The 21,314-nt window shown below is 45.6% G+C and carries 17 protein-coding genes; 16 read left to right on the plus strand and 1 reads right to left on the minus strand.

Features of this window, described 5'->3' with window-relative positions; genetic code table 11:
- Positions 1 to 56 precede the first annotated feature (56 nt).
- The 15 genes from H1230_RS02440 to H1230_RS02510 all read left to right on the plus strand — a co-directional run bounded on the left by H1230_RS02440 (position 57) and on the right by H1230_RS02510 (position 18,426).
- Entirely contained in the window at positions 57 to 653 is a 597-nt protein-coding gene (locus H1230_RS02440) for a signal peptide protein (RefSeq protein WP_481857156.1), read from the plus strand.
- Positions 650 to 1,042: a DUF350 domain-containing protein gene (locus H1230_RS02445; protein ID WP_239714073.1), complete on the plus strand. Its 393-nt coding sequence runs from the start codon at positions 650 to 652 to the stop codon at positions 1,040 to 1,042. The genes H1230_RS02440 and H1230_RS02445 overlap by 4 nt, the downstream gene beginning before the upstream one ends.
- Before the next feature lie 51 nt (positions 1,043 to 1,093).
- Positions 1,094 to 2,077: a potassium channel family protein gene (locus tag H1230_RS02450; RefSeq protein ID WP_345773393.1), complete on the plus strand. Its 984-nt coding sequence runs from the start codon at positions 1,094 to 1,096 to the stop codon at positions 2,075 to 2,077.
- Between the two features lie 234 nt (positions 2,078 to 2,311).
- A complete protein-coding gene (locus H1230_RS02455; RefSeq protein ID WP_239714074.1) occupies positions 2,312 to 3,418 on the plus strand; it encodes a glycosyl hydrolase family 8 in 1,107 nt (368 codons plus the stop codon).
- A gap of 30 nt (positions 3,419 to 3,448) precedes the next feature.
- Complete coding sequence (gene wsfD / locus H1230_RS02460) at positions 3,449 to 4,990, plus strand: glycan biosynthesis hexose transferase WsfD (protein WP_239714075.1); 1,542 nt, start codon at positions 3,449 to 3,451, stop codon at positions 4,988 to 4,990.
- On the plus strand, positions 4,987 to 6,531 hold the full coding sequence (locus H1230_RS02465) for a hypothetical protein (RefSeq protein ID WP_239714076.1): 1,545 nt from the start codon (positions 4,987 to 4,989) through the stop codon (positions 6,529 to 6,531). Before wsfD ends, H1230_RS02465 begins: the two co-directional genes overlap by 4 nt.
- A gap of 28 nt (positions 6,532 to 6,559) precedes the next feature.
- On the plus strand, positions 6,560 to 7,810 hold the full coding sequence (locus H1230_RS02470; protein ID WP_239717038.1) for a glycosyltransferase family 2 protein: 1,251 nt from the start codon (positions 6,560 to 6,562) through the stop codon (positions 7,808 to 7,810).
- Between the two features lie 43 nt (positions 7,811 to 7,853).
- Positions 7,854 to 9,938, plus strand: a complete 2,085-nt coding sequence (locus tag H1230_RS02475; protein ID WP_239714077.1) for a cellulose biosynthesis cyclic di-GMP-binding regulatory protein BcsB — start codon at positions 7,854 to 7,856, stop codon at positions 9,936 to 9,938.
- The gene (locus H1230_RS02480; RefSeq protein WP_239714078.1) at positions 9,935 to 10,789 is read left to right on the plus strand and encodes a diguanylate cyclase domain-containing protein; all 855 of its coding nucleotides are present in this window, start codon (positions 9,935 to 9,937) and stop codon (positions 10,787 to 10,789) included. Before H1230_RS02475 ends, H1230_RS02480 begins: the two co-directional genes overlap by 4 nt.
- 28 nt (positions 10,790 to 10,817) lie before the next feature.
- Complete coding sequence (locus tag H1230_RS02485) at positions 10,818 to 11,606, plus strand: SDR family oxidoreductase (protein ID WP_239714079.1); 789 nt, start codon at positions 10,818 to 10,820, stop codon at positions 11,604 to 11,606.
- Between the two features lie 182 nt (positions 11,607 to 11,788).
- Positions 11,789 to 12,037 (plus strand): type B 50S ribosomal protein L31, encoded by a 249-nt coding sequence (locus H1230_RS02490; protein ID WP_154119093.1) that lies wholly within the window; start codon positions 11,789 to 11,791, stop codon positions 12,035 to 12,037.
- A gap of 157 nt (positions 12,038 to 12,194) precedes the next feature.
- On the plus strand, positions 12,195 to 13,769 hold the full coding sequence (locus H1230_RS02495; protein ID WP_239714080.1) for a sensor domain-containing diguanylate cyclase: 1,575 nt from the start codon (positions 12,195 to 12,197) through the stop codon (positions 13,767 to 13,769).
- A gap of 112 nt (positions 13,770 to 13,881) precedes the next feature.
- Positions 13,882 to 16,449, plus strand: a complete 2,568-nt coding sequence (locus tag H1230_RS02500; protein WP_239714081.1) for a DUF2339 domain-containing protein — start codon at positions 13,882 to 13,884, stop codon at positions 16,447 to 16,449.
- Positions 16,418 to 17,695: a DUF3999 domain-containing protein gene (locus tag H1230_RS02505; RefSeq protein ID WP_239714082.1), complete on the plus strand. Its 1,278-nt coding sequence runs from the start codon at positions 16,418 to 16,420 to the stop codon at positions 17,693 to 17,695. The genes H1230_RS02500 and H1230_RS02505 overlap by 32 nt, the downstream gene beginning before the upstream one ends.
- Positions 17,696 to 17,712: 17 nt before the next feature.
- Positions 17,713 to 18,426, plus strand: coding sequence for an HAD family hydrolase (locus H1230_RS02510; protein WP_239714083.1), 714 nt, complete (start codon positions 17,713 to 17,715; stop codon positions 18,424 to 18,426).
- Between the two features lie 97 nt (positions 18,427 to 18,523).
- Here the strand turns inward: H1230_RS02510 and gdhA are convergent, their stop codons facing one another.
- Positions 18,524 to 19,909, minus strand: coding sequence for an NADP-specific glutamate dehydrogenase (gene gdhA / locus H1230_RS02515; protein WP_481857157.1), 1,386 nt, complete (start codon positions 19,907 to 19,909; stop codon positions 18,524 to 18,526).
- 290 nt (positions 19,910 to 20,199) lie between these two features.
- Here gdhA and H1230_RS02520 point away from each other — a divergent pair, with 290 nt between their 5' ends.
- Positions 20,200 to 21,303: an MBL fold metallo-hydrolase gene (locus H1230_RS02520; RefSeq protein WP_345773394.1), complete on the plus strand. Its 1,104-nt coding sequence runs from the start codon at positions 20,200 to 20,202 to the stop codon at positions 21,301 to 21,303.
- Positions 21,304 to 21,314: the final 11 nt, after the last annotated feature.

Genomic DNA, 21,314 nt, shown 5'->3' on the forward strand with positions numbered 1-21,314 from the left:
GTAGAGAGCTGCGGATTGGCAGATTGGTGATAGCCCGGCTAGGGGCAGCCATAGCTATGATGCTTCTAACAGTGCTGCTGCTAAGCGCATGTTCGAACAATCAGCAGAGTGTATTTCATACCGATACCGCTACAGAAGCTACGGACAGCGTTTCACGGGTGCCGTGGGATTATCGGGTCGTAGAGAGTACGGTAGGTGATTTGATCGGCAGTGATATGACGGTTTTGCCGGATAATGATCTTCTGCCGAATGATGGTAACTATGCAACCGGGGACAAAATTTGGACGTTGCAGTTCATGGATGCCGAGCTTGTCACCGATGCCGATCAGCGTAACGATATCCGCCTGTCCTCATGGTCTACAATCAAATCGTACGGTGACCAGAAGACGGCAACTGAGGATCTGGAGAATCTAAAAGTATCGATCACAACCGATGTCGATCTTGTGGGTGTATATAAGACCCAGTATAAGGATAAGACCAGAAACTTTGCCGTGCTTGAGCTGCCTTCGGGCAACCGGATCAAGCAGCCGATTGACGACAAGCGTTATACGGCATTGGAGAAAGCTAAGACTGTATCAGTAGTGCTGGAGGAAGTTCATGATTTTGCCGATTATGATTCGGCCTATGCTAAATTTCGGGGGTGGGCTAATTGACGACGGTTGTAAATTTATTGGTAAGTGTTGTTGTAATTATTGTGCTGCAATTGTTGGGCGTGTTCATATTCAGCCTGATGACACCATTTAAGGATATGGAAGAACTCAAGAAGGGCAATGTAGCTGTGGCCTTGGCGTTAGGCGGCAAGTTTCTAGCAACGGCAATCATTCTTGGAGTAGCGGCTTATACGAATACATCGATCTGGTTTATGATGCTCTGGTTTGCGGTAGGTTATCTGTGCCTGGTAGCAGCTTATTGGATCTTTGAGCTAGTAACCCCCGGCTTCACCATTTCCGAGCACCTGCAAAAAGGGAATGTGGCCGTAGGGACTATGCTGTGCATGGTATTTATCGGAACGGCGTTTGCGATCAGCAGCTTGATTATTTAAATCCGGAAGAGGGGTGGGCAGGTGCATTTTCTGCTCAGAATATCCACGAGGATGATGCGTTTAAGAAAACAATCCATTGGGTTGATTATCCTGATGTTTATTGTAATTAGTGCAACCATAGCTTTTGTGCTTGAGCCAGATACCTTTCATAACTGGTTTAATGCCTTTTACTGGGTCATGACCACGATGGCTACTGTTGGATACGGTGATTATTTTGCAGAAACGGTAAGCGGTAAGATATTAACTATCTTTCTGTATATTTTCGGAATCGGTCTGCTCAGTTTGGTTATCGGTAAGATCATTGACTCTATCGCAGAGATGCAGAGAAGAAGGGGGGCAGGCACTTTGAGCTTTCGGGGTGGGAATCATGTCATTCTAATCAATTGGAGCAAAAAAACGCAGGCCGCCGTAGAGGAGATTTTGTGCTATTTACCGGACTGCCAGATCGTGATCATTGATGAGACGGGACGACATCCGCTGGAACAGATGGATCAGGTTCATTTCATTAGTGGGGACGCTTCCAGTGATGAGATTCTTCTTAAGGCTAATATTCTTGAGGCCAAGGCGGCGATCGTGTTCGGGGATACGCGGATTGACGAAGCTTCGCTGATCGACGGCAAATCACTGCTTATTGCTTCCAGCATTGAACGTATCGCGCCGCAGGTACATAGCACTGTAGAAATTATGCAGGAGAAGAATATTCGGAATTTCCAGCATATTCATGTCAACGAGTTCGTGCTGTCACATGATGCCATTTCCAGATTGGCTGTGCGGTCTGCTTTGCAGGAAGGAAACTCCGAGGTAATTACGCAGCTACTGAGCCGGCAGCATGGTGATGATATCTATGAAATCCCGCTGAATGCCGCATGGAAGACGTATGGAGAGGCCTTTCAGGATCTGCTGCTTCAAGGAGCCACCTTATTGTCCGACCGCAACGATCTAAGCATCAACCGGAAGCTTGACCAACCCATTCCTAAAGAGGCGAGATTGTATATTGTCACGGATGACGAGACGTATCGACGGATTAAAGGGTAGGGAAAGCTTGCGTACATGGTTTTATCATATTCTAAAGAGCTGTCCTTGGTCTGAAAGACCGAGGGTGGCTTTTTTTCTTTTTTTGAAAAGAAAATTTCTGGGTAAAATGAACATAAAAGAATTCATTGGTTATATTTGACATCAAACTTTCGGAAATAATGATTAACTTTGTGACTTATATTACCGTTATATAATATGATGACAAAATGCGACATTTTCTTTGGGGGTGAGGGGTTGGAAAGTAAGGGCAGTAAGAACAGCAAAGTCATAGTGCTCCTAATGAGCCTTGTCTTGCTGGCAGCCTGCAGCAGCAATAAGGCGGGACCTTCGCCTTCTTCAAGTAATGTCGTTACTCAAAGTGACGAGCAAGTGTTATATAACTTTATTCATACGAAGCTTACAGGCCCCTATGGGGTATATACAAATTTTCAGGAAACCGACCAGATCGGAGAGGCTGCAAGCGGTCATGAGATCTTAAGTGAGTCTGCGGGACTTATGATGAGAGTGGCAGTTCTTATCGGCAATAAGGAGCTATTTGCAGCACAATGGAAGCTTGCTAAGGAAACATTCGACATGAAGGAAGGCTTCAGTTACCGATACAGCCCTAAGCTGCAGAAGCAATATCCTGTGAATGCCGCTGTGGATGACCTGCGCTTGATCCGGGCTTTATATGAAGCGGGTGAGACTTTCGGGGAAGCTCAGTATATAGAGCAGGCAGATAAATATGGTCAAAGATTTTATAAGAATAATGTAAAAAATGGATATATGCATGACTTTTATGACAATGAATACAAAAATGTTAATGATTCAATTACTTTATGCTATATTAATTTAAGCACTTTGCGAAAATTGTCGATTTCTGACGAATTGCGCAGTATATTATTGGATAATATGGACGGAATTTTGCAAGGCGGTTATTTGTCCGATCAGTTCCCTTTCTATGAAACACGATTTGACTATAAGACTGACAAGTATAGTTCTGAGAATATTAATACGGTTGAATCGCTGCTGTCCATTCTATCTTTGGCAGAGGTCGATCAGCAGAAAGCCTCCAGCATTACATATATCAAGCAGCAGGTTGATGCCGGAACGCTGTATGGACAATACACGAAAGAAGGCATACCGACGAATGATATCCGCTCCACGGCTATCTATGCTATTACAGCGATGATTGGCTCGGAAATCGGGGATGAAACACTGTATCACCAAAGCATTGTCAGAATGAACGAGTTTAGAGTATCGGATTCCAGCAGTGTGCTGTACGGAGGATTCGGCGATGTACATAATAAACAGGCCTATTCTTTTGACAACCTTATGGCTTTATTGGCTTATTCCTACTAATTCCAACTGGAAGTAATGAAGGTGACCCGTATGACAGACAACCTTATAGAACCGTCCCTGCGGCCCGGCATAACGCTCGCTAACCTCCCGCTGTCACCCGCATTAATATCAGCCTTTGGAGTGCTGCTCATTTCGGTCATTGCCCTCTTTACTGCTCCTTATGTGGGCATGGCGGACAATGGTGACTTCTTCCGTAACATTTATAGCAACGGGCTCTATTTCAATCTGCCGGATTATGATAGTAAATACTTTGGTTATTTTGTGAAGCAGTATGGAATCTATCAATATTTTAACGAGAATAGCGCAATGCTGGCTTCCTCGCAATCGTTGTTTATCAAGCTGGCTATAGGGCTTAATACACTTTTGTTCAGCAGTAAGGTGTTCGATATTCGTTTTCAGGCGGCTATTTATACCGTTCTATATGTGATCGCTATTTATTTGTTAATAGAATCTATTACCTGGAAGATGTCCCGGAAGCAGGGGCTGGTTGTTGCAGTCATAGCTATTTTTATTTTCGGAGATACGAGCTATACGGCTTATTTCAATTCTTTTTACAGTGAGAGCGTCGTCTTGATTATGATGATCTTCGTGTTCGCTTCATGGCTGGCGTTATATCGCAAAAGATACAATGACTACGTTATGCTGGCTTTGTTCGTGGTCAGTAGTCTCATCCTCACTACCTCCAAACAGCAAAATGCTCCAGTGGGCATGATTATTGCTGTGCTTGCCATAATGCTCATTTGGATTCGCAAAGACCGTATATTCCGCTACCTTATGATCGGTTCTATTGCGCTTATGATGTTCGCCGGAGTGGCAACGTATTTGAACATTTCCAAGGAGTTTGTAGATATTAACCAGTATCATGCGATGACTCGGGGAATGCTGAACCAGTCGTCGAATCCAGAGACTACGTTGAAATCCTTCGGTATTAATGAACAATATGCAATTCTGCAGGGCAGTATTTATTACGAGCAATATGGCACAATTGATGTGAAATCTCCCATTCTTGAACAGGATTTCTACAGTCGCTATGGATTTGGTTCGATTCTCAAATATTATGTTGCTAATCCCGATCAACTTAGCTCCATTCTTAATATAGCTGCCCAAAGTGCGTTCACAATCAGACCCGCCGCTATGGGTAATTACGAGGAATCCGTGGGAAAAGAGTTCCGTGCCCATAGTCACTTTTTCTCTCTTTATAGTTTGCTTAAAGAAAAGCTGGCACCCCGAACATTTGCCTTTATCTTTATCTGGATGTTGGTAGTGATGGGGCTATATATGCCTTCTTTTGTGAGAGCAATGAAGTCGAGGGATTTCAGGGGGATGCAGAGAATGGTGCTGATCCTGGCCACAATAGGTGTCGGTCTATCCGGGATTTTTGTCTCCATTATCGGGGCAGGTGATGCTGATATCTCGAAGCATGAATTTCTGTTTACCTTATCCTTTGATTTGGTAACGTTCCTGACCCTTTCTAGTGTGATTAGCCGCAGATTGTCAAATAAACGCCAGCCTGTCAGCAGCACTACTACAAGTGATTATCCGGCAGAGGCGCAAAAGGGTGTGAGCGCTTGAACAGAGTGCAAGGTTTGCTGTTGCTTCTGGTCCTTGCTGTCTCGCTGCTTACAGCCTCACCTGTACATTCTGCAGCAGCACAAGAGCCGCAAGTTCTGCTGCTATTCGACAGCCTGGCAATAGGAACAAACAGTGAGGGCAATGTTAATGAGCTTCAACGACAACTCGCGGCCCTCAATACTAAGGTAACGCTTCAAAGTCTGGACCAGTACTTAAGGGGTTCCATGGCGTCTTACTCCAACGTAATTACAGTAATTAATCATCCGGAACTCACTATTACAAACAAATCTTATCTGGATGATGTAGCGAGCTATCAGGGACAGTATTTGCACGTCGGATATAACCCTCCTGCCACTTTGAAGAAAGCTTTACAGCTGACTACGGCTGTGATGTACGGTGCAAGTGCCGATCTCCAAATAGGGGAGTCCTTAGAGACAAGCTTGGGGGTCCAAGATATGCCCTATATTGTCGCAAGTAAGGCAACAAAGACCTACGGAACCTTATCGTTTCGGGACAGAAGCCTGCAGGTTCCATATGCCGTGAGCAGTGGGAGATATACCTATGTGCCGTATTTGGTACAAGGGGATGCTAGTACATGGGCCGCAGCCACTGTGCTGAAGGACTGGCTGCCTCCAGACATCGCACCTCAAATGTATTTGGTTATTAAAGAGATCTATCCATTCTCTGATCTGGAGCTGCTGAAGCAAGCCGCCGATCAGCTATACCAGGATGGCATTCCGTTTATAGCCAGTGTGCGGCCCGTGTTCAGCAATACAGACTTTCCAGCGATGCAGCGCTATCTGGAGGCGCTGAAGATTGTGCAATCCCGGAACGGCAGCATTATGGTTAACGTTCCTGTGGTGAGGCCGTCCATTAATAACAGTGACCATACGCTGCAGGAGAAAATGAATGGTTTTATTAATCTGCTAATCCAGAACGGCATTGCTCCGCTCGGTGTCGGTGCAGAATTCTACTGGAGCTATGATAAAGAGTATGCAGGAGCGGGGATGGGCTTTTTTGACTCAGCGGTTCTATATCCAGATGAAGAGATTCGATATCTGGAACAGACGAACACATCCAAGACATTCGCTTCATCCCTGTACAGTGTGCCACTGGAACTCTTGCAGAGCATACAACATAAGGCCAATAAGCCTATCCCGGTTTTCCCGCTGAATACAGCGATTACCGTCGATTTTCCGCAGGATAAAGGTGGACTTGAGGATATGCTGCACAGTCTGGAGCAGGACTGGATTTCTTTTGCCGACTATAAGCAGGGGGTTCATCGGGTAGTTACAGATACAAGTACTATCTCTTCGTTGCAAGGAGTTATTTCGATCAATGGGCAGGAACTGAACATAGACTACACGCCGGAAGTTGTGAATGACGACTTTCAATATACACAAGAGCAGAAGAAAAGCTTTACCAAGCTGTTCAATGTGCAGAATCAATTCTTCATTGTGGTTATTATTATCTCTTTGCTGCTCTTTGGCGGACTGCTGATTATCGGAAACCGGATGTATAGAAAGAAATATTTGAAGTGAGAAAAAGAATTGTGACTAGGAGAAAATGATGAACATACCAGACGTGCTAATGGTGATAGCTGTGATCTGCATTTGGTCCCTGCTGCTGGTGAATGTGACCCTCATTATAGCGGGATACTTGTACTACATTAAATCCGAAAATGAGGAGATGCCAGAGATTAAGGGGGAGTTGCCGTTTGTCACGATCATGGTTCCCGCTCATAACGAGGGTATTGTCATTAGCAAGACGGTAGAATCTCTGCTGGCCCTCGATTATCCGCATGACCGTTATGAGATCATTGTGATTAATGATAATTCCACCGATAACAGCGCTCTTCTGCTGGGTAATATTCAGAGCCGGTATAAGAACCGTAATCTGCTGATCATCAGTACAGATGCGATTACAGGCGGCAAAGGGAAATCGAACGCCCTAAATATAGGATTTGCCCGCAGTAAGGGTGAACTCATTGCCATTTATGATGCGGACAACACTCCGGAAAAAATGGCACTGCGTTATCTGGTGGCTGAGATTATGAACGATTCCAGCCTCGGAGCGGTGATCGGCAAGTTCCGAACCCGCAACCGTGATGCGAGCCTATTGACCCGTTTCATTAATATCGAAACCCTGTCTTTTCAATGGATGGCCCAAGCAGGCCGCTGGAAGCTATTCAAGCTATGCACGATTCCTGGAACCAATTTTATTATGCGCAGATCTATTGTCGAGAGCATCGGCGGCTGGGATGTTAAAGCCATTGCGGAGGATACGGAAATCAGCTTTCGCATCTACATGATGGGCTACCGGATTAAATTCCAACCGAAATCCGTGACCTGGGAGCAGGAACCCCAGACCTTAAAGGTCTGGTTCAAGCAGCGAACGCGTTGGGCTAAGGGGAATATTTATGTCATTGTCAAAAATATCCCCCTGCTTTTCGACAAGTCCGCTTCACGCATTCGTTTCGACATTCTTTATTATCTATCGATCTATTTCCTGCTGCTGTTGTCGCTAATTACCTCTGATACGCTGCTCGTTCTGCATGCACTCGGGTATGTGCATACCACGATAGCCGGACTTAGTGGATTTCTCTGGCTGCTAGCCATTATTTTGTTCGTCGTAGGTACCTTCATTACGCTAACTACCGAGAAAGGCGAAATGAGCTTATCTAATGTATGGATCATCTTATTAATGTATGTCTCTTACTGCCAGTTATGGATGCTCGTCGCCGCTTACGGATTATACAACTACATTAAGGATCTTATCTTTAAAAGAGAAGCAAAATGGTACAAGACCGAGCGTTATTAAAGTGCCAGCGGGAAAGAAAATGTAATTACAGGAGACACAGAACATGAAAAAACAATTGACCATGCTAGTACTCTGCCTCTCACTTTTCTTCATCCAAATCGATGGCGCTGCAGCAGCGGTTCTGCAGAAGGACAGCAGCCTAACGTATGAGACATTATTTACTGGAACGGATGTCTCCTTGTCGGGCTCAGGCTCCCAGCAGCAATATTTTAAAGTCATGGATTATTGGAATGTGGATGAACTAAGAATTAATCTGCATTTTCAAATCTCGCAAATTACCGCGGATCAGAACTCAAGCGTGACCCTCTCACTTAATGGTAGTCCGTTCTATACGTTCAGACCTTCGGTGCAGAACAATGGGGAGCAGCAGCTCACCATCACAGCACCCAAGGGATTTCTGAAAGAGGGCAGCAATACGCTCACCATTCAAGGTTATCTGCGTACAGCAAGAGTAGATAATCAAATCTGCTCCGTGGATAATTCACCTGATAATTGGCTGCACCTTTTTAATACGTCCAGTATCGCTGTACGCTATACGCCGAAAGCGTTAAGCGGAGGTATCAGTGATTTCAGTGAACGATTCTCCGGGATCGATACCCTAACGGACAATCACAGCCTGCTCGCTGTACCGGACAAGAGCAGTGCAGCCGAATTGGAAGCGGCAACCTATGCCCTTTCTGGGCTGGCGAGCAATAATACCTTGAGCGATAGGACAATACCGCTGCTTCCTTACCGCGGGGATACCGTTAAAGCTAAAGAGGCTGTTGTGCTGATCGCTAGGTATGATCATGTGCCAGCCCCGCTGAAGGCTCTACTCAGCCCCGCTGAAGATTTAGGAACCCATGCTTTGATTCAACTGGTGAATAAAGATACTCAGCCGACGCTCGTGGTTACCTCGAAGGATGAGAGCTTATTGATTAAAGCTGGGCGTCTGCTCGGCAATAGGGATTTAATCGGACAGCTCAGCAGTGATCTGTTGGTCATAGATGATGTTACAGAGGTTGCGACTCCAGCGTTTTCCCTCAGCTCTAATATTACCTTCACAGAGACGGGCGATAAACTGACTGGGCCGAATCATCAGGAGCAGACCTATTTTGTCTCGCTGCCGTCCAATCGTTCGATTGCAGATTCCGGCAAAATCAGTCTGGATTTCCGCTACGCCGAAAATCTGGACTTCGGTCGTTCCCTGGTTACAGTGAGCATCAATGGTACTCCGATCGGCAGCAAGAAGCTGACGCAGGAGTTGGCGAATGGGGATTCTCTAAATTTCTCCATTCCGGAAAATCTGAATGTTTCTGGTAACTTTTCAGTGAATGTTGCCTTTGATTTGGAGCTGCCAAGTGCTATATGCACACCTAATTCAGAGCAAATGCCTTGGGCGTATATCAGCAAAGATTCTGTGCTGCATTTGAATACAAAGGACCGGACGGATCTGCTGTTTAATAACTATCCTTACCCTTTCCTGCGTGATGAGGTCTACAACCACGTTGCCGTCGTTCTGCCGGAGGAGATGGATGATTACTCTTATCAAAGCTTGTCGAATATGTTCAATCTGCTGGGCCAATATGCCAGTGGCAATACAGGGGATGTCCACTTTTACACCGACAGTGTTATTGCAGATAACTTAAAGAATAATAATATTATTGCCATTGGTACCTATAAGAATAATAAAGTTATCCGAGATAATAATGAAAAGCTCTATTTTCAATATAACAGCGAAGGGACTACGTTCCACTCCAACGAGAAGATGAGCATTGAAGAGCAATATGGTGCGCAGATTGGCACCCTGCAGCTGATCGATTCGCCTTATGAGAGCGGGCATGGTCTGCTTGCTGTAACGGGCGTCAGCTCAGAAGAGTACTATTTGGCTTCTAAGCTGATCGCCAGCGAGAGTAGTAAGTGGAAAGTATACGGGGACGGTGTAGTTACGGATAAGAATGGCAATATCAATGCCTATCGTTTCAAAACTGCCAGTGGCGCAGCCAAGGACTCGGTGGTACAGAAAATTGTTGACCGCAGTGATGTGCTTGCTTTTGTTGTAGCCATTGTTTTGGTGCTTACCATGGTCATTCTATCGCTGCTGCTGCTGCTTCGTAAACATATGAAGAAACGTGGTGATAAAGAGTGAGACGCAACCGCAGCAACTTAATATCGGATGTCGCCTTTCTGTTATTTCTTGTGTTGATTTATATATGTATTGTCTTCATAGCCGGAACGCCGGACAGTTATATCCAGAATATCATCATTTTGAATGTCGCCTTCTTGCTTGCCATAGTTACCTATTTCACAACAGTAACCGCAGGACTGGTTCTTAATCTAGTATTTATCTTCAGCTATGGTTTCTTTATTCTGTATCAGACCGTATCACAGGGCGCGACAATTGGAGTCAATACGTATTTCTGGTTGCTGATGACTCCGCTGCTTACAGTGGTTGTCTGGATATTCACCTTAAGCGGCCGTCAACTGCAGACAGAGAATGAACGTTTGGAGAAAAAGACGGCCAATCTGGCCACCGTTGACGAGCATACGGACCTGCGGAACAGCTTCTCTTTTCAGAAGGATGCGCTTCTCTTTACCGGCATTTCGACCAGATATAAGATCCCGTTAACGCTGCTCGTCGTCAAAGTGAAATATTGGAACGAGATACGGCGCCTGATTCCGGAAGAGCAGCTTTCAGAGGCCATCTACGATGTCTCCCAGATCAACCAATCCAGTATTCGTACTAATGACGCTCTATATTTACTGGACAAAGAGGATGCCACCTGGGGCTTGCTGCTATTTACGGACAATGATGGGGCCAAAATCGTCATAGAGCGTCTTAAATACAAGCTTCAGGAGCTAAACGATACCGAGTTCTCCCGTAAATACAAAGTTAACCTCGGCCTAAAGATCGGAGCGGTGGAATATCAGTCGGATACCATCGAGAATCCATTTGATTTCATTGTTCAGGCTAAAAAACAATTGGAGTATGATGTATAGGTAAAGCTTCTATAAGGAGGAAGAATTTATGGATCTGGGCCTGACGAACAAATCGGTTTTTGTAGCTGCGGCAAGCAAAGGACTGGGACTCGCAACAGCGCTGGAGTTTGCACGTGAAGGGGCTAGAGTGACGATTGCCAGTCGCAGTCTGGAACAGCTGGAAGCTGCCCAGCAGGCAATTATGGAGGCTACCGGACAAAGGGTTGGCATTGTGCAGATGGATGTGACTAACCCGGAGGATACCAAGCGCGCCATACATGCAGCGGTTGAGCATAACGGCGGTCTGAATGTCTTGGTCACCAATGCAGGTGGTCCTCCCGGTGGAGGATTCGCTGATATGGAGGATGAGGATTGGCATGGCGGTTTTGAGCTTACGCTGATGAGTACCATCCGTCTGATTCGAGAGGCCCTGCCATATCTTCGCTCTGCTGGAGAAGGGCGTATTGTCAATGTGAGCTCAGTCTCCATCAAACAGCCCATTCAGGGGCTTATTCTCTCCAATGTATTCCGTGCCGGTGTAAATGCCTTGACGAAAAGTCTGGCAACAGAGCTTGCTCCGGATGGAATTCTGATCAATACGATTGCACCCGGCCGCATCGGCACCGACCGAATTATGCAATTGGACCGCAAGCGTGCTGACCTGCGTGAGATTCCCGTGGAGCAGATTCAGCAAGAGGCGCTTAGCCAAATTCCGCTCGGTAGAACAGGCACACCGGAGGAGTTTGGCAAAGCTGCTGTGTTCCTGGGATCTTTCGCCAATACGTATATCACAGGACAGGCGCTTCTGGTTGACGGGGGAATGGTCAAATCATTATAATTTCCACTGTATTTGATCTTGACTTTGGCAAGTGATTTAACATATGATGAAGTGGTGGCCTAAATCGTGAGATTTGCTTAATTTTCTACGTATAATAGGTTATACTTATAGATGAACCTAGAGATCCTTTGGTTAAGTTACCATAAAGAATCATTAATTTGTTAAGAAGGAGGACTATCAGAATGAGAGAAGGCATACATCCTAAATACAACCAGGTTATTTTTCTGGATGCAAGCGTAGGTTTCAAATTCCTGAGCGCATCTACTAAATCATCCGGTGAAACAATGGAATGGGAAGATGGCAACACATATCCAGTTATCCGTGTGGACGCTAGTTCCGCATCACACCCTTTCTACACAGGTAAACAAAGAGATTCCGAAACAGGCGGTCGCGTAGACAAGTTCAAACAACGTCTGGCACAGAAGAAATAGGTTTAATTCATTATGTTGAAAAGGGACAACCCCGTATGAAGCATTCGCTTCAAGGGGAGGTCCCTTTTTTTTATCTGGATTTACCAAGAATGATTCATTTGTAGGAAATAGTAGGATATAATGAGTCAAAGTCATCTGATAATAGGGGAAATTTGACATGCCGTGGATGCAAGGTTATCCGTACTATTTATTATTGGGCAGTGTTCTAACTCTCTATATGGGCGTCAGCTCGCACAAATACCGGAAGACACCAGGAAGACGCTATTTATGGATTTTAATGCTGCTGATCAGTTGTATATTTGCCGTAACAGCGGCAGAGATCATGTCCTTATCTTTTCATACCAAGCTATGGTGGAAGAACGTACAGCAACTTCCGCTTTTTTTGAGCACGTTATTTACCTATGCCGTCGTCAAGGAGTATGTTTCCCGTTCCAATGAGGGACTGTCAAGAAGGCTTATTTACTTTTCCATTCCTGTCGTTCTGGATGTTATCCTGATCTTTACAGACTCGTTTCACCACCTCATGCGCAGTGAAGTAGGTGTAGGATCCGTTGCTGGGATTAGCGGGATTGTTGTTCAGCCGACGCTCTTGAGTATGAGTTTCATCGCCTATGATCAGCTGTTTGGTCTATACGCTGCCTATCTGCTGCTGGTTTCCCTATTAAATGCCCCCAAGTATTATTTCAGACGAAATTCACTGCTGATGATCGGGCTGATGATTCCGGTTGTTTGTTCTTTTTTGCTGCCCGTTTTGAAAATCACAATTACAGGATTTACAGCATTCACCTATCTTCCAGCTGTTCTGGCTACTTATTTTTCAATATTCCGTGATTCTCGTCTGTCTATTTATCCTTTGGCTAAGAGTAAAATATTTGAGAATATGAAAGACGGCATCATTCTCACGGACCGTTATGACATCATCATTGATGTGAATGAGGCTGGACATATGATGCTGAGCGATATAATTGGTGAAATGCCAGATACTTGGCAAGGGAGGAGTATCCAGCCCCTGCTTGAGCTTCACCTCGAGATTGGCTACAATTACACCCAAAGATCTGAGGGCCAGTTTGAAATTGAGTCACCCCACTCAGAGGACACCTGCTATGGTGTATCTCTAATTGCGACGGACCAGACCAAAACGGAGACTAAGGGGATGCTGTTCGTCTTCAGTGATCATAGTGAGAAGAAACGTTATGAACGTGAGCTTTTGCATCAGGCAACTGTAGATGATTTAACCGGGCTGTACAACCGCAGGCATTTTATGCGAATGGTCCAAAATCATGGAATACAGGACGGGGCGGGAATGGCCCTGCTGCTGTTCGACATAGACGATTTTAAGTTGATTAATGATACATATGGACATTTGGCTGGCGATCAGGCGCTGGTTAATTTTTCTCAGAAAATACTTAAGGTTTACAAGAATAATGGTATTGCCGGAAGGGTTGGTGGTGAGGAATTCGCGGTCTGCTTCTTTGCCAGCAATGAACGAGCTGCGCTTGAAGAAGCGGAGAACTTTCGGGCGATGATGAGCGACCATGTATGTATCCTGGATGAGGGCCAAAGTATTCAGCTCACGGTAAGCATTGGAATTGCCTTCACAGAGCATAGAAATGTAACCTACGAGGATTTGTACCGGCAAGCTGATGAAGCGTTATATTTATCCAAGGCTACTGGGAAGAATAGAGTTACACTAGGCGGCCAACCCATTCCTAGAGAAGCAATAAAGAGTTAACTATACAAGACCACAGCGCTACATTTTGTAGCAGCTGTGGTCTTTTTAATAGATTGCTTGCTGATTTGTAGTATTATGAAAATAATAACAATACTTGACATTAGGAGGCGCTATGGAGCCATTCAAGGATCGGCTGAGGTATATGAAAATACAGCAGGATAATCTTGTTAAGGAGTACCAGGCTTTAATTGCTGAATATGAAAGCCATGATTTAGTGAATGAAAATGACTTTTTGAAGAAGCAATATGAGGAACATAAGCTGGCTCTTGCGGATTTAAGGCGAGAGGTAGAGCAACTTCGGAAAGAGAACTCAGAGCTAAGGACCACTCTGACGGAACAGATTCTAGACGAGAAGCTTAATATTCTGAGAATATCCCGCCAAAAGCTGCAGACCTATTTTGCCATGAATGGACTAGCCTATACGGATCGGTTGACGGCCTTTGAGCAGGAAGCGAAATACCGTATTAAGCGTCTGCAGACTACAGTTACTCGTCAGTTGAGTGATGATAAAGCGGAATTTGCCGGACGCCTTGGGGCAATTAATGCTGAATTAGATGAGGTTATCCTACTGCGCCGTCAGCAGCAAAAGGAAGCGGAGAAAGGCTTGTTGTCTGGGATAGACAGCCGCTTGAATGAATTCGCCACAGAGGAAGTCACTGAAGAGGTCATGCAGCGTAGACGAAAGCAGAACCAGATTGAGATGAAGATTGGCCTGGGCTGGATTAACCGGCTAGGTATTCTGCTTCTGCTCCTGGCCGTAGGTGCGGCATTCCGATATAGCTACTCCACTTGGTTCAATGGGTATATGAAGGGCAGTGCCTTTTTCCTGCTAGGAGCACTTATGCTGGGTGGTGGAGAGTGGCTATTCCGTAAGGGGAGAGAGACCTTTGCTTTAGGCTTGCTCGGCGGAGGGATTTCCGTGCTGTATGGTTCAATCTTCTACAGCTACTTTTTGCTGGATATCATCAGTATTTATGTCGGCCTGTCGTTATCTGTACTCGTTACACTTACGGCGGTACTGCTGTCGCTAAGATACGAGTCGCGGACGATCTGTTCACTCGGTCTTGTTGGCGGTTACTTGCCGTTATATTCTTACATATTCGCCTTTGGACTTACAGGTAATGCTGTTTATGTGGCAATGGGTTACTTATTTGTGCTGAATATTTTTATTCTGCTGATTTCCTTCCGGAAGCGCTGGAGCATCGTCAACTATATCAGCTTCCTGTTCAATACACCTTCGATGCTGGTGCTGATCTCCTTGTCCGATAATCACGCGCTCAACATGTCATATGCTGTTCTTACCTTTGGAATGTATCTCGGAATAACACTCTGGTATCCGTTTAAATACCGCTCAAAGCTGTCTTGGTGGGATTTTTCATTACTGGGTTGTAACACGTTAATCAGCTGTCTTACCTTGTACAGTTTATTCGTTGATGCAGGTTTGGAAGAGTACAAAGGGGCGCTTGCACTGCTCTTCTGTCTGATGTATCTGGGATTGGGACGGCTGCTTGAGAAGCTAATGCCGCAGGAGAAGCAGAGTATGCTGTTGTTCTATGCGACCTCGTTGACCTTTGCAGTTCTGATGATTCCATTCCAGCTTGGAACAGCATGGTGGTCCATCGGCTGGCTGATAGAGGCAGTGGTTCTAGTTGTTTATGGAAATCTCGGACGATTCAAAGGATTGGAACGGGCAGGTTGGGGGATCCTGCTGCTTTGTCTAGGGGTATTCTTTGGAATGAATGTGCCGCTGCAGGCAGCAGGAGGCAACAGCTTCCTGTATTACAATGATTCGTACTTTCCCTTGAAATATAGCTTCATTACAGCTGGAATGCTTATCGTAGCTGTATTATATGCAGTCCAACACAGTCGGAAAGATTGCCTGCTCTATAGTGGACCACTGGAGATTCAGTTGGCAGTTTGGTTCAAATATGCGGCACTGTTAAATTTCTGGACCTTTATTCTGTATGAATCGGGGCAACTGTACGATTGGGCGGTACCTCAGGATTTCTCTCATATCGTGTTCTATAATTGGCTTATGTACGCACTGGTATCAATACTTCTCGCTTATGTACTCCCCAAGGTGAAGGTACTATTTGACACAGTTGTTAGATATTTTGCGATGTTTCTGTATGGTATCGGCTACATCATTTGTCTCGCAATTACCGCTGGGTTGCCAAGTCTGCAAGGCGACTTCTCCCGGAATACAGGGGCTGATTATATTGCACTAGGTATACTGCTTGTCTTCAATATCTTTGTTTGGTTTAGCGGTCGAGATCTGCTGATCACCGTCATCAACCGGCAATACAAGAGCATTGAGCTGTATCCTGTTATTATGGGTGTCTATCTGCTGGGAATCATTACAGCTTTCCTGGGTGTTCAGCTGCAGCTGAACGATGCGGGCTTAATCTTCAGTCTCGCCTATCTGCTGCTGGCAGTGCTATTTATTATGTATGGCTTCGGCAAACGGTATGTATATATTCGACGCTTCGGCCTTGGTCTGACTCTGCTGGCAACAGGCAAGCTACTGCTCTATGATTTAGGTCTACTGAGTACAGGTAGCAAAATTATCGCATATGCCAGCTTCGGATTATGCCTATTGGGTATTTCATATTTGTATCAAAGGGTATCTAACAGAATGGAGGAGGCCAATGCAGCGGGGCCGAATGATACTAAAGGTTAATCTGTTGGCGTTGTTCTGCATGATCGCTTTGCTCCTTCCTGAACAAAACATTGCTGTCGCCGCTACGATTGATGGCAGTTCCCAGTGGAGGTTCGCGAAACCCATTGAGCTTGCAGGGAAAGCTCCCTATCATGCGGTATATTTGGATAAAGAGGTCTATAGGATGGCTGCCAATGATTTAAAGGACCTGCGTATTGTGGATAGAAACGGGAAATTTATCCCTTTTTATAAGGATAGTGGTATCACGGCTACGGAGGCGCAGACCCTTACGTATTCCTCTGTGTTGATCCATACCACCAAGAAGGGGTTGAATACATCCTTTGACTACAAGATTATCCCGATTCGGGAGGAGGCTGACATTCAGGCGAATAAGCTGGTATTCACGCTTCCAGATGAAGCATTTCTGAAGCATGTGCAGGTGTTTGGAAGCTATGACGGCAACGTATGGGATTTACTAACTAAGGGGGATTTATATTCTGCCAACGGGGAAGAGCAGAACAGTATCGAACTGGGCACAGTTTATAAATTCAGTTATTACCGTCTAGTAGTAACGAATAACAGTGAGAATCTTAACTTCAGCACATTGCTGCTGCTTCATAATAGTACAGAACTGAAGACAACAGACTATAAACGGCTGCGAACCCCTGCCTATGAGATTAAGGAGGTGGGAGATCAGACGCAGATCCTTGTTCATAACAGCGACCGCTTGAAGGTCTCCAAGATAATGCTGAATATTACAGGCAATTTTACCCGTAAGTATGAGTTGCTTGATAATAGTGGGCGGAAAATCGAAACACAAGGAGATGGAACGCTCTATCGGCTGGATTTCCAGGATGCTCAGATTACAGGCACAGTTATTGTGCCTTCCACAACGGTTGCTGCTCCTTCCTTTACAATTGTGATTAATAATCATGATGATGCTCCTCTTCCTATTTCCGGGTTATCAACGGAATATTTGATCGACAAGGTTGTGTTTGCAGAAGAGGGAGCGGGGCCTTACAAGCTGCTCTATGGCAACCCTGAAGCTTCTATACCACAATATGACATTGTTAATTTCAAAACCCATATTGAAGGTGAAGGTATGGTGCTTGCCAAGCTAGGCGCGGAAAGTATTGTAACTGAAGCTAGCGTGGATTCTTCTTCACAGCTTGGCTGGTTTCAGAGTCGAATTTGGTTTAATGGTGTAATAATCGCAGTATCTTTGCTGCTCATTATTATGCTGATACGGAAGATGAATCGGACGTAGGAAAAGAGGACGTTTGAATGTACCAGACCTATATTTTTGATCTGTACGGCACGCTCATTGATATTCAGACCGATGAAGAACACCCTGAAGTGTGGGAACGGTTGGCCCTTCATTTCAGTTATCAGGGGCTGCGCATCACTGGAGTGGAGCTTATGGCGCTTTTTCTGCAGGAAAGAGACAGCCAGCTCGCTGAAGCTGCTAAGACATGCCAATTCCCTGATTTCGTAATGGAGAAGGTCTTCTTGTCTGTGGCTCGGCAACTGGGAGGAGAACCAGCACTACCTTGGCTGCATGAAACCGTAAGGTGGCTACGAACATTATCTATGCAACATATCTCTCTGTATGACGGTGTTGTTGAGATTCTAAGAACACTAAGATCGCGCGGCAAAAAAGTATTCCTGCTCTCCAATGGTCAGAAGACCTTTATCGAGGCGGAGTTAACAATGCTGGGTATTTTGCATTTATTTGATGGCATTGCAATCTCATCAGTGGCTGGCATTAGCAAGCCTGATCCGCTCTTCTACCAATATCTAGCCAGTACTTATGGAGCAGATCTAAGCTCCGCGCTTATGATCGGCAATGATCCACGCACTGATATTGAAGGTGCTAGCGCGATTGGAATGGACTCCTGTTACATTCAGACGGCTTCCTCGCCCTCCAACATCCCGGTGAATAGTACTGTGCAAATATGGGATGGCGATTTGCGGAAGATTCCCGGTTGGAACCAATAGCTGATAGACAAGAGTCCCCCTATCCGGCTGAACAAGAAGCTGGATAGGGGGACTCATTTCATTGTAGACACTGGACTCTTCAGCCCTCTTATAAAGATTAAATAACACCCTCGGCGAGCATGGCCTCGGCTACCTTGATGAATCCGGCAATGTTAGCGCCGACGAGAAGATTGCCAGGTTGTCCGTAGGCCTCAGCCGCTTCGACTGCTTGGCGATAAATATTGCGCATGATTTCATGCAATTTGGCATCGACTTCCTCGAAGGTCCAGGATTGCCGCATGCTGTTCTGGGCCATTTCCAGTGCGGATACGGCTACGCCTCCGGCATTGGTAGCTTTGGCTGGGGCGAAGAGAACCTCCGCTTGTTGGAACAGAGCAATAGCCCCTAGAGTAGAAGGCATATTGGCCCCTTCGCCAACGGCTTTTACACCATTGGTAATCAAGAGCTTAGCTAGCTCCTCATTAATTTCATTCTGAGTAGCACACGGAAGCGCAATATCACAGGGAATCGTCCAGATTTGCGGGGAACCCGCAGTATAGACAGCTCCAGGATGTTCTAGTACATATTCGCTAATTCTCTTTCGTTCCACTTCCTTAATCCGCCGAACTGTATCAATATGAATACCATCCTCATCATGGAGATAGCCGTCAGAATCGCTGCAGGCCACTACTTTTGCTCCTAGCTGTTCTGCCTTCTGCATGGCATAAATGGCCACATTACCAGAGCCCGATACAATCACTCGGCTACCTTTAATCTCTATTCCCTTGGTCTTCAGCATTTCGTTAACAAAATAAACAGCACCGTAACCGGTAGCTTCTGTCCGTGCCTCACTACCCCCATATACAATGCCCTTACCGGTTAATACACCAGCAGGGTAGCCTCCGCGGATTCGTTTGTATTGTCCGAACAAGTACCCGATCTCACGGGCCCCTACGCCAATATCACCTGCAGGCACATCTTGCTCCGACCCGATGTAGCGCTGCAACTCGGTCATGAAGCTTTGGGCAAATCGCATGATTTCCCCATCCGATTTGCCCTTTGGATCAAAGTCTGAACCTCCCTTGCCCCCACCAATGTGCTGGCCGGTCAGAGCGTTCTTAAATATTTGTTCGAAGCCGAGGAATTTAATAATACTGGCATTAACGGATGGATGAAAGCGAAGTCCACCTTTGTAAGGCCCAATCGCACTGCTGAACTGCACACGATAACCACGATTAACTCTTATCTTGCCGACATCATCCGTCCAAGGAACGCGAAAGGAAATCATTCTTTCCGGTTCGACCAGCCGCTCCAGAATGGAATGCTTCTGATATTTCGGCTCTGTGGCAAGAATAGGGAGCAAGGTTTCCAAAAATTCTTTTACAGCCTGATGGAACTCAGTTTCCTGTGGATTGCGCGCAACAACCTCTAAATATGTATTTTCAATGTAACGCTGGGCCTCGCTGCTGTCTTTGTCTGGTTTCAGGGTAGGGACAGAACTCATGAAACTCATGAACGCAACCACCTTTACTTAGAGTGTAGGCTAGATTAGATCATTTCCTGCAGGTACACTTGGGTACCGAAGATACATATATAGCTTGGCATAAGTAGACGCTAGCTACAACTTTTGGCTTAAACAACCTTATTCAAGTGAAATGCTCCTGAAAATAACGTTAAATCAACGTTTGCCAAGTACCCAACTATCTCAACTATATTGTGAAATTGAAGATAAACCCTGTTCTGCCGTATAATGAATCCACACTCTTAATATAGCTAACGGAAAGAAGGGAATCTATGATGAGCTTAATCATCATTTTGGCATCCATCGTGGTCTTAATAGCTGCTGCATATACCATGATGACTTTTTACCCTTCATTTGGGGGTCAGGCATCCAAGAAGGATAAAGCGCTCATTAAGCAATCTGCTCATTATAACCATGGTAAGTTTATCAATCTGCTCCCGGAGGATACCATCAATAGCCTAGGCAGCAATATGTCCATCTTGAAGGACTTTATCAAAGGCAATCCGCGCGCTAAGCCTACTATGCCCTTGCTGCCAAAGTCCATGCTTCCTGCAGCTATCCAGCATAATAAGGAAACCAAGGTAACCTGGTTCGGGCATTCAGCTGTATTGCTGGAGATCAATGGAGTTACATTATTTCTTGATCCCATGCTGGGCCGCTCCCCGTCCCCGTTCCCCTTTATTGGAGGAAAACGTTTCAGCAAGCAATTGCCGATTGAAATCTCGGATCTTCCATTAGTTGATATCATACTGCTGTCTCATGATCACTATGACCATCTGGACTATGGTTCAATTAAGCAACTGATGCATAAAGCTTCTATGTTTATCGTACCGATTGGTGTAGGTGCCCATCTGGAGCGTTGGGGAGTACCGCGCGAGAAGATTCAGGAGCATGATTGGTGGGATGAGTTTCAGTATGCTGGGCTGACTTTTGCCAGCACGCCAGCCCGGCATTTTTCCGGAAGAAGTCTTCTAGACCGTAATTCGACGCTCTGGTGTTCCTGGGTGATTCAAGGAGAGAATACTAAGGTGTTCTTTAGCGGGGATAGTGGTTACGGCCCACACTTCAAGGAGATCGGCAATAAATATGGACCTTTTGATCTGACATTAATGGAGTGTGGCCAATATGATAAGCGTTGGTCTTCTATCCACATGATGCCAGAGCAGACGATTCAAGCGCATTTGGATGTGCAGGGCAAGCTGATGATTCCGATCCATTGGGCGGCCTTTACGCTCTCTATGCATGATTGGAACGATCCAGTGGAGCGTGCCTGGAAGGCTGCGAAGGAACGGGGAGCTTTATTGGCGACGCCTAGGATCGGTGAGACTGTCTATCTAGGTTCAATGGAATATCCCTCCTCAATATGGTGGCGATAAGCAATTAGGAC

The organism is Paenibacillus sp. 19GGS1-52, from assembly GCF_022369515.1.
GTDB lineage: Bacteria > Bacillota > Bacilli > Paenibacillales > Paenibacillaceae > Paenibacillus_AQ.

Coding starts and splice junctions, on each gene's coding strand:
- H1230_RS02440 (WP_481857156.1), top strand. CDS start 57: ATGATGCTTCTAACAGTGCTGCTGCTAAGCGCATGTTCGAACAATCAG.
- H1230_RS02450 (WP_345773393.1), top strand. CDS start 1,094: ATGATGCGTTTAAGAAAACAATCCATTGGGTTGATTATCCTGATGTTT.
- wsfD (WP_239714075.1), top strand. CDS start 3,449: ATGACAGACAACCTTATAGAACCGTCCCTGCGGCCCGGCATAACGCTC.
- H1230_RS02470 (WP_239717038.1), top strand. CDS start 6,560: ATGAACATACCAGACGTGCTAATGGTGATAGCTGTGATCTGCATTTGG.
- H1230_RS02475 (WP_239714077.1), top strand. CDS start 7,854: ATGAAAAAACAATTGACCATGCTAGTACTCTGCCTCTCACTTTTCTTC.
- H1230_RS02485 (WP_239714079.1), top strand. CDS start 10,818: ATGGATCTGGGCCTGACGAACAAATCGGTTTTTGTAGCTGCGGCAAGC.
- H1230_RS02490 (WP_154119093.1), top strand. CDS start 11,789: ATGAGAGAAGGCATACATCCTAAATACAACCAGGTTATTTTTCTGGAT.
- H1230_RS02495 (WP_239714080.1), top strand. CDS start 12,195: ATGCCGTGGATGCAAGGTTATCCGTACTATTTATTATTGGGCAGTGTT.
- H1230_RS02500 (WP_239714081.1), top strand. CDS start 13,882: ATGGAGCCATTCAAGGATCGGCTGAGGTATATGAAAATACAGCAGGAT.
- H1230_RS02505 (WP_239714082.1), top strand. CDS start 16,418: ATGCAGCGGGGCCGAATGATACTAAAGGTTAATCTGTTGGCGTTGTTC.
- H1230_RS02510 (WP_239714083.1), top strand. CDS start 17,713: ATGTACCAGACCTATATTTTTGATCTGTACGGCACGCTCATTGATATT.
- gdhA (WP_481857157.1), bottom strand. CDS start 19,909: ATGAGTTCTGTCCCTACCCTGAAACCAGACAAAGACAGCAGCGAGGCC.
- H1230_RS02520 (WP_345773394.1), top strand. CDS start 20,200: ATGATGAGCTTAATCATCATTTTGGCATCCATCGTGGTCTTAATAGCT.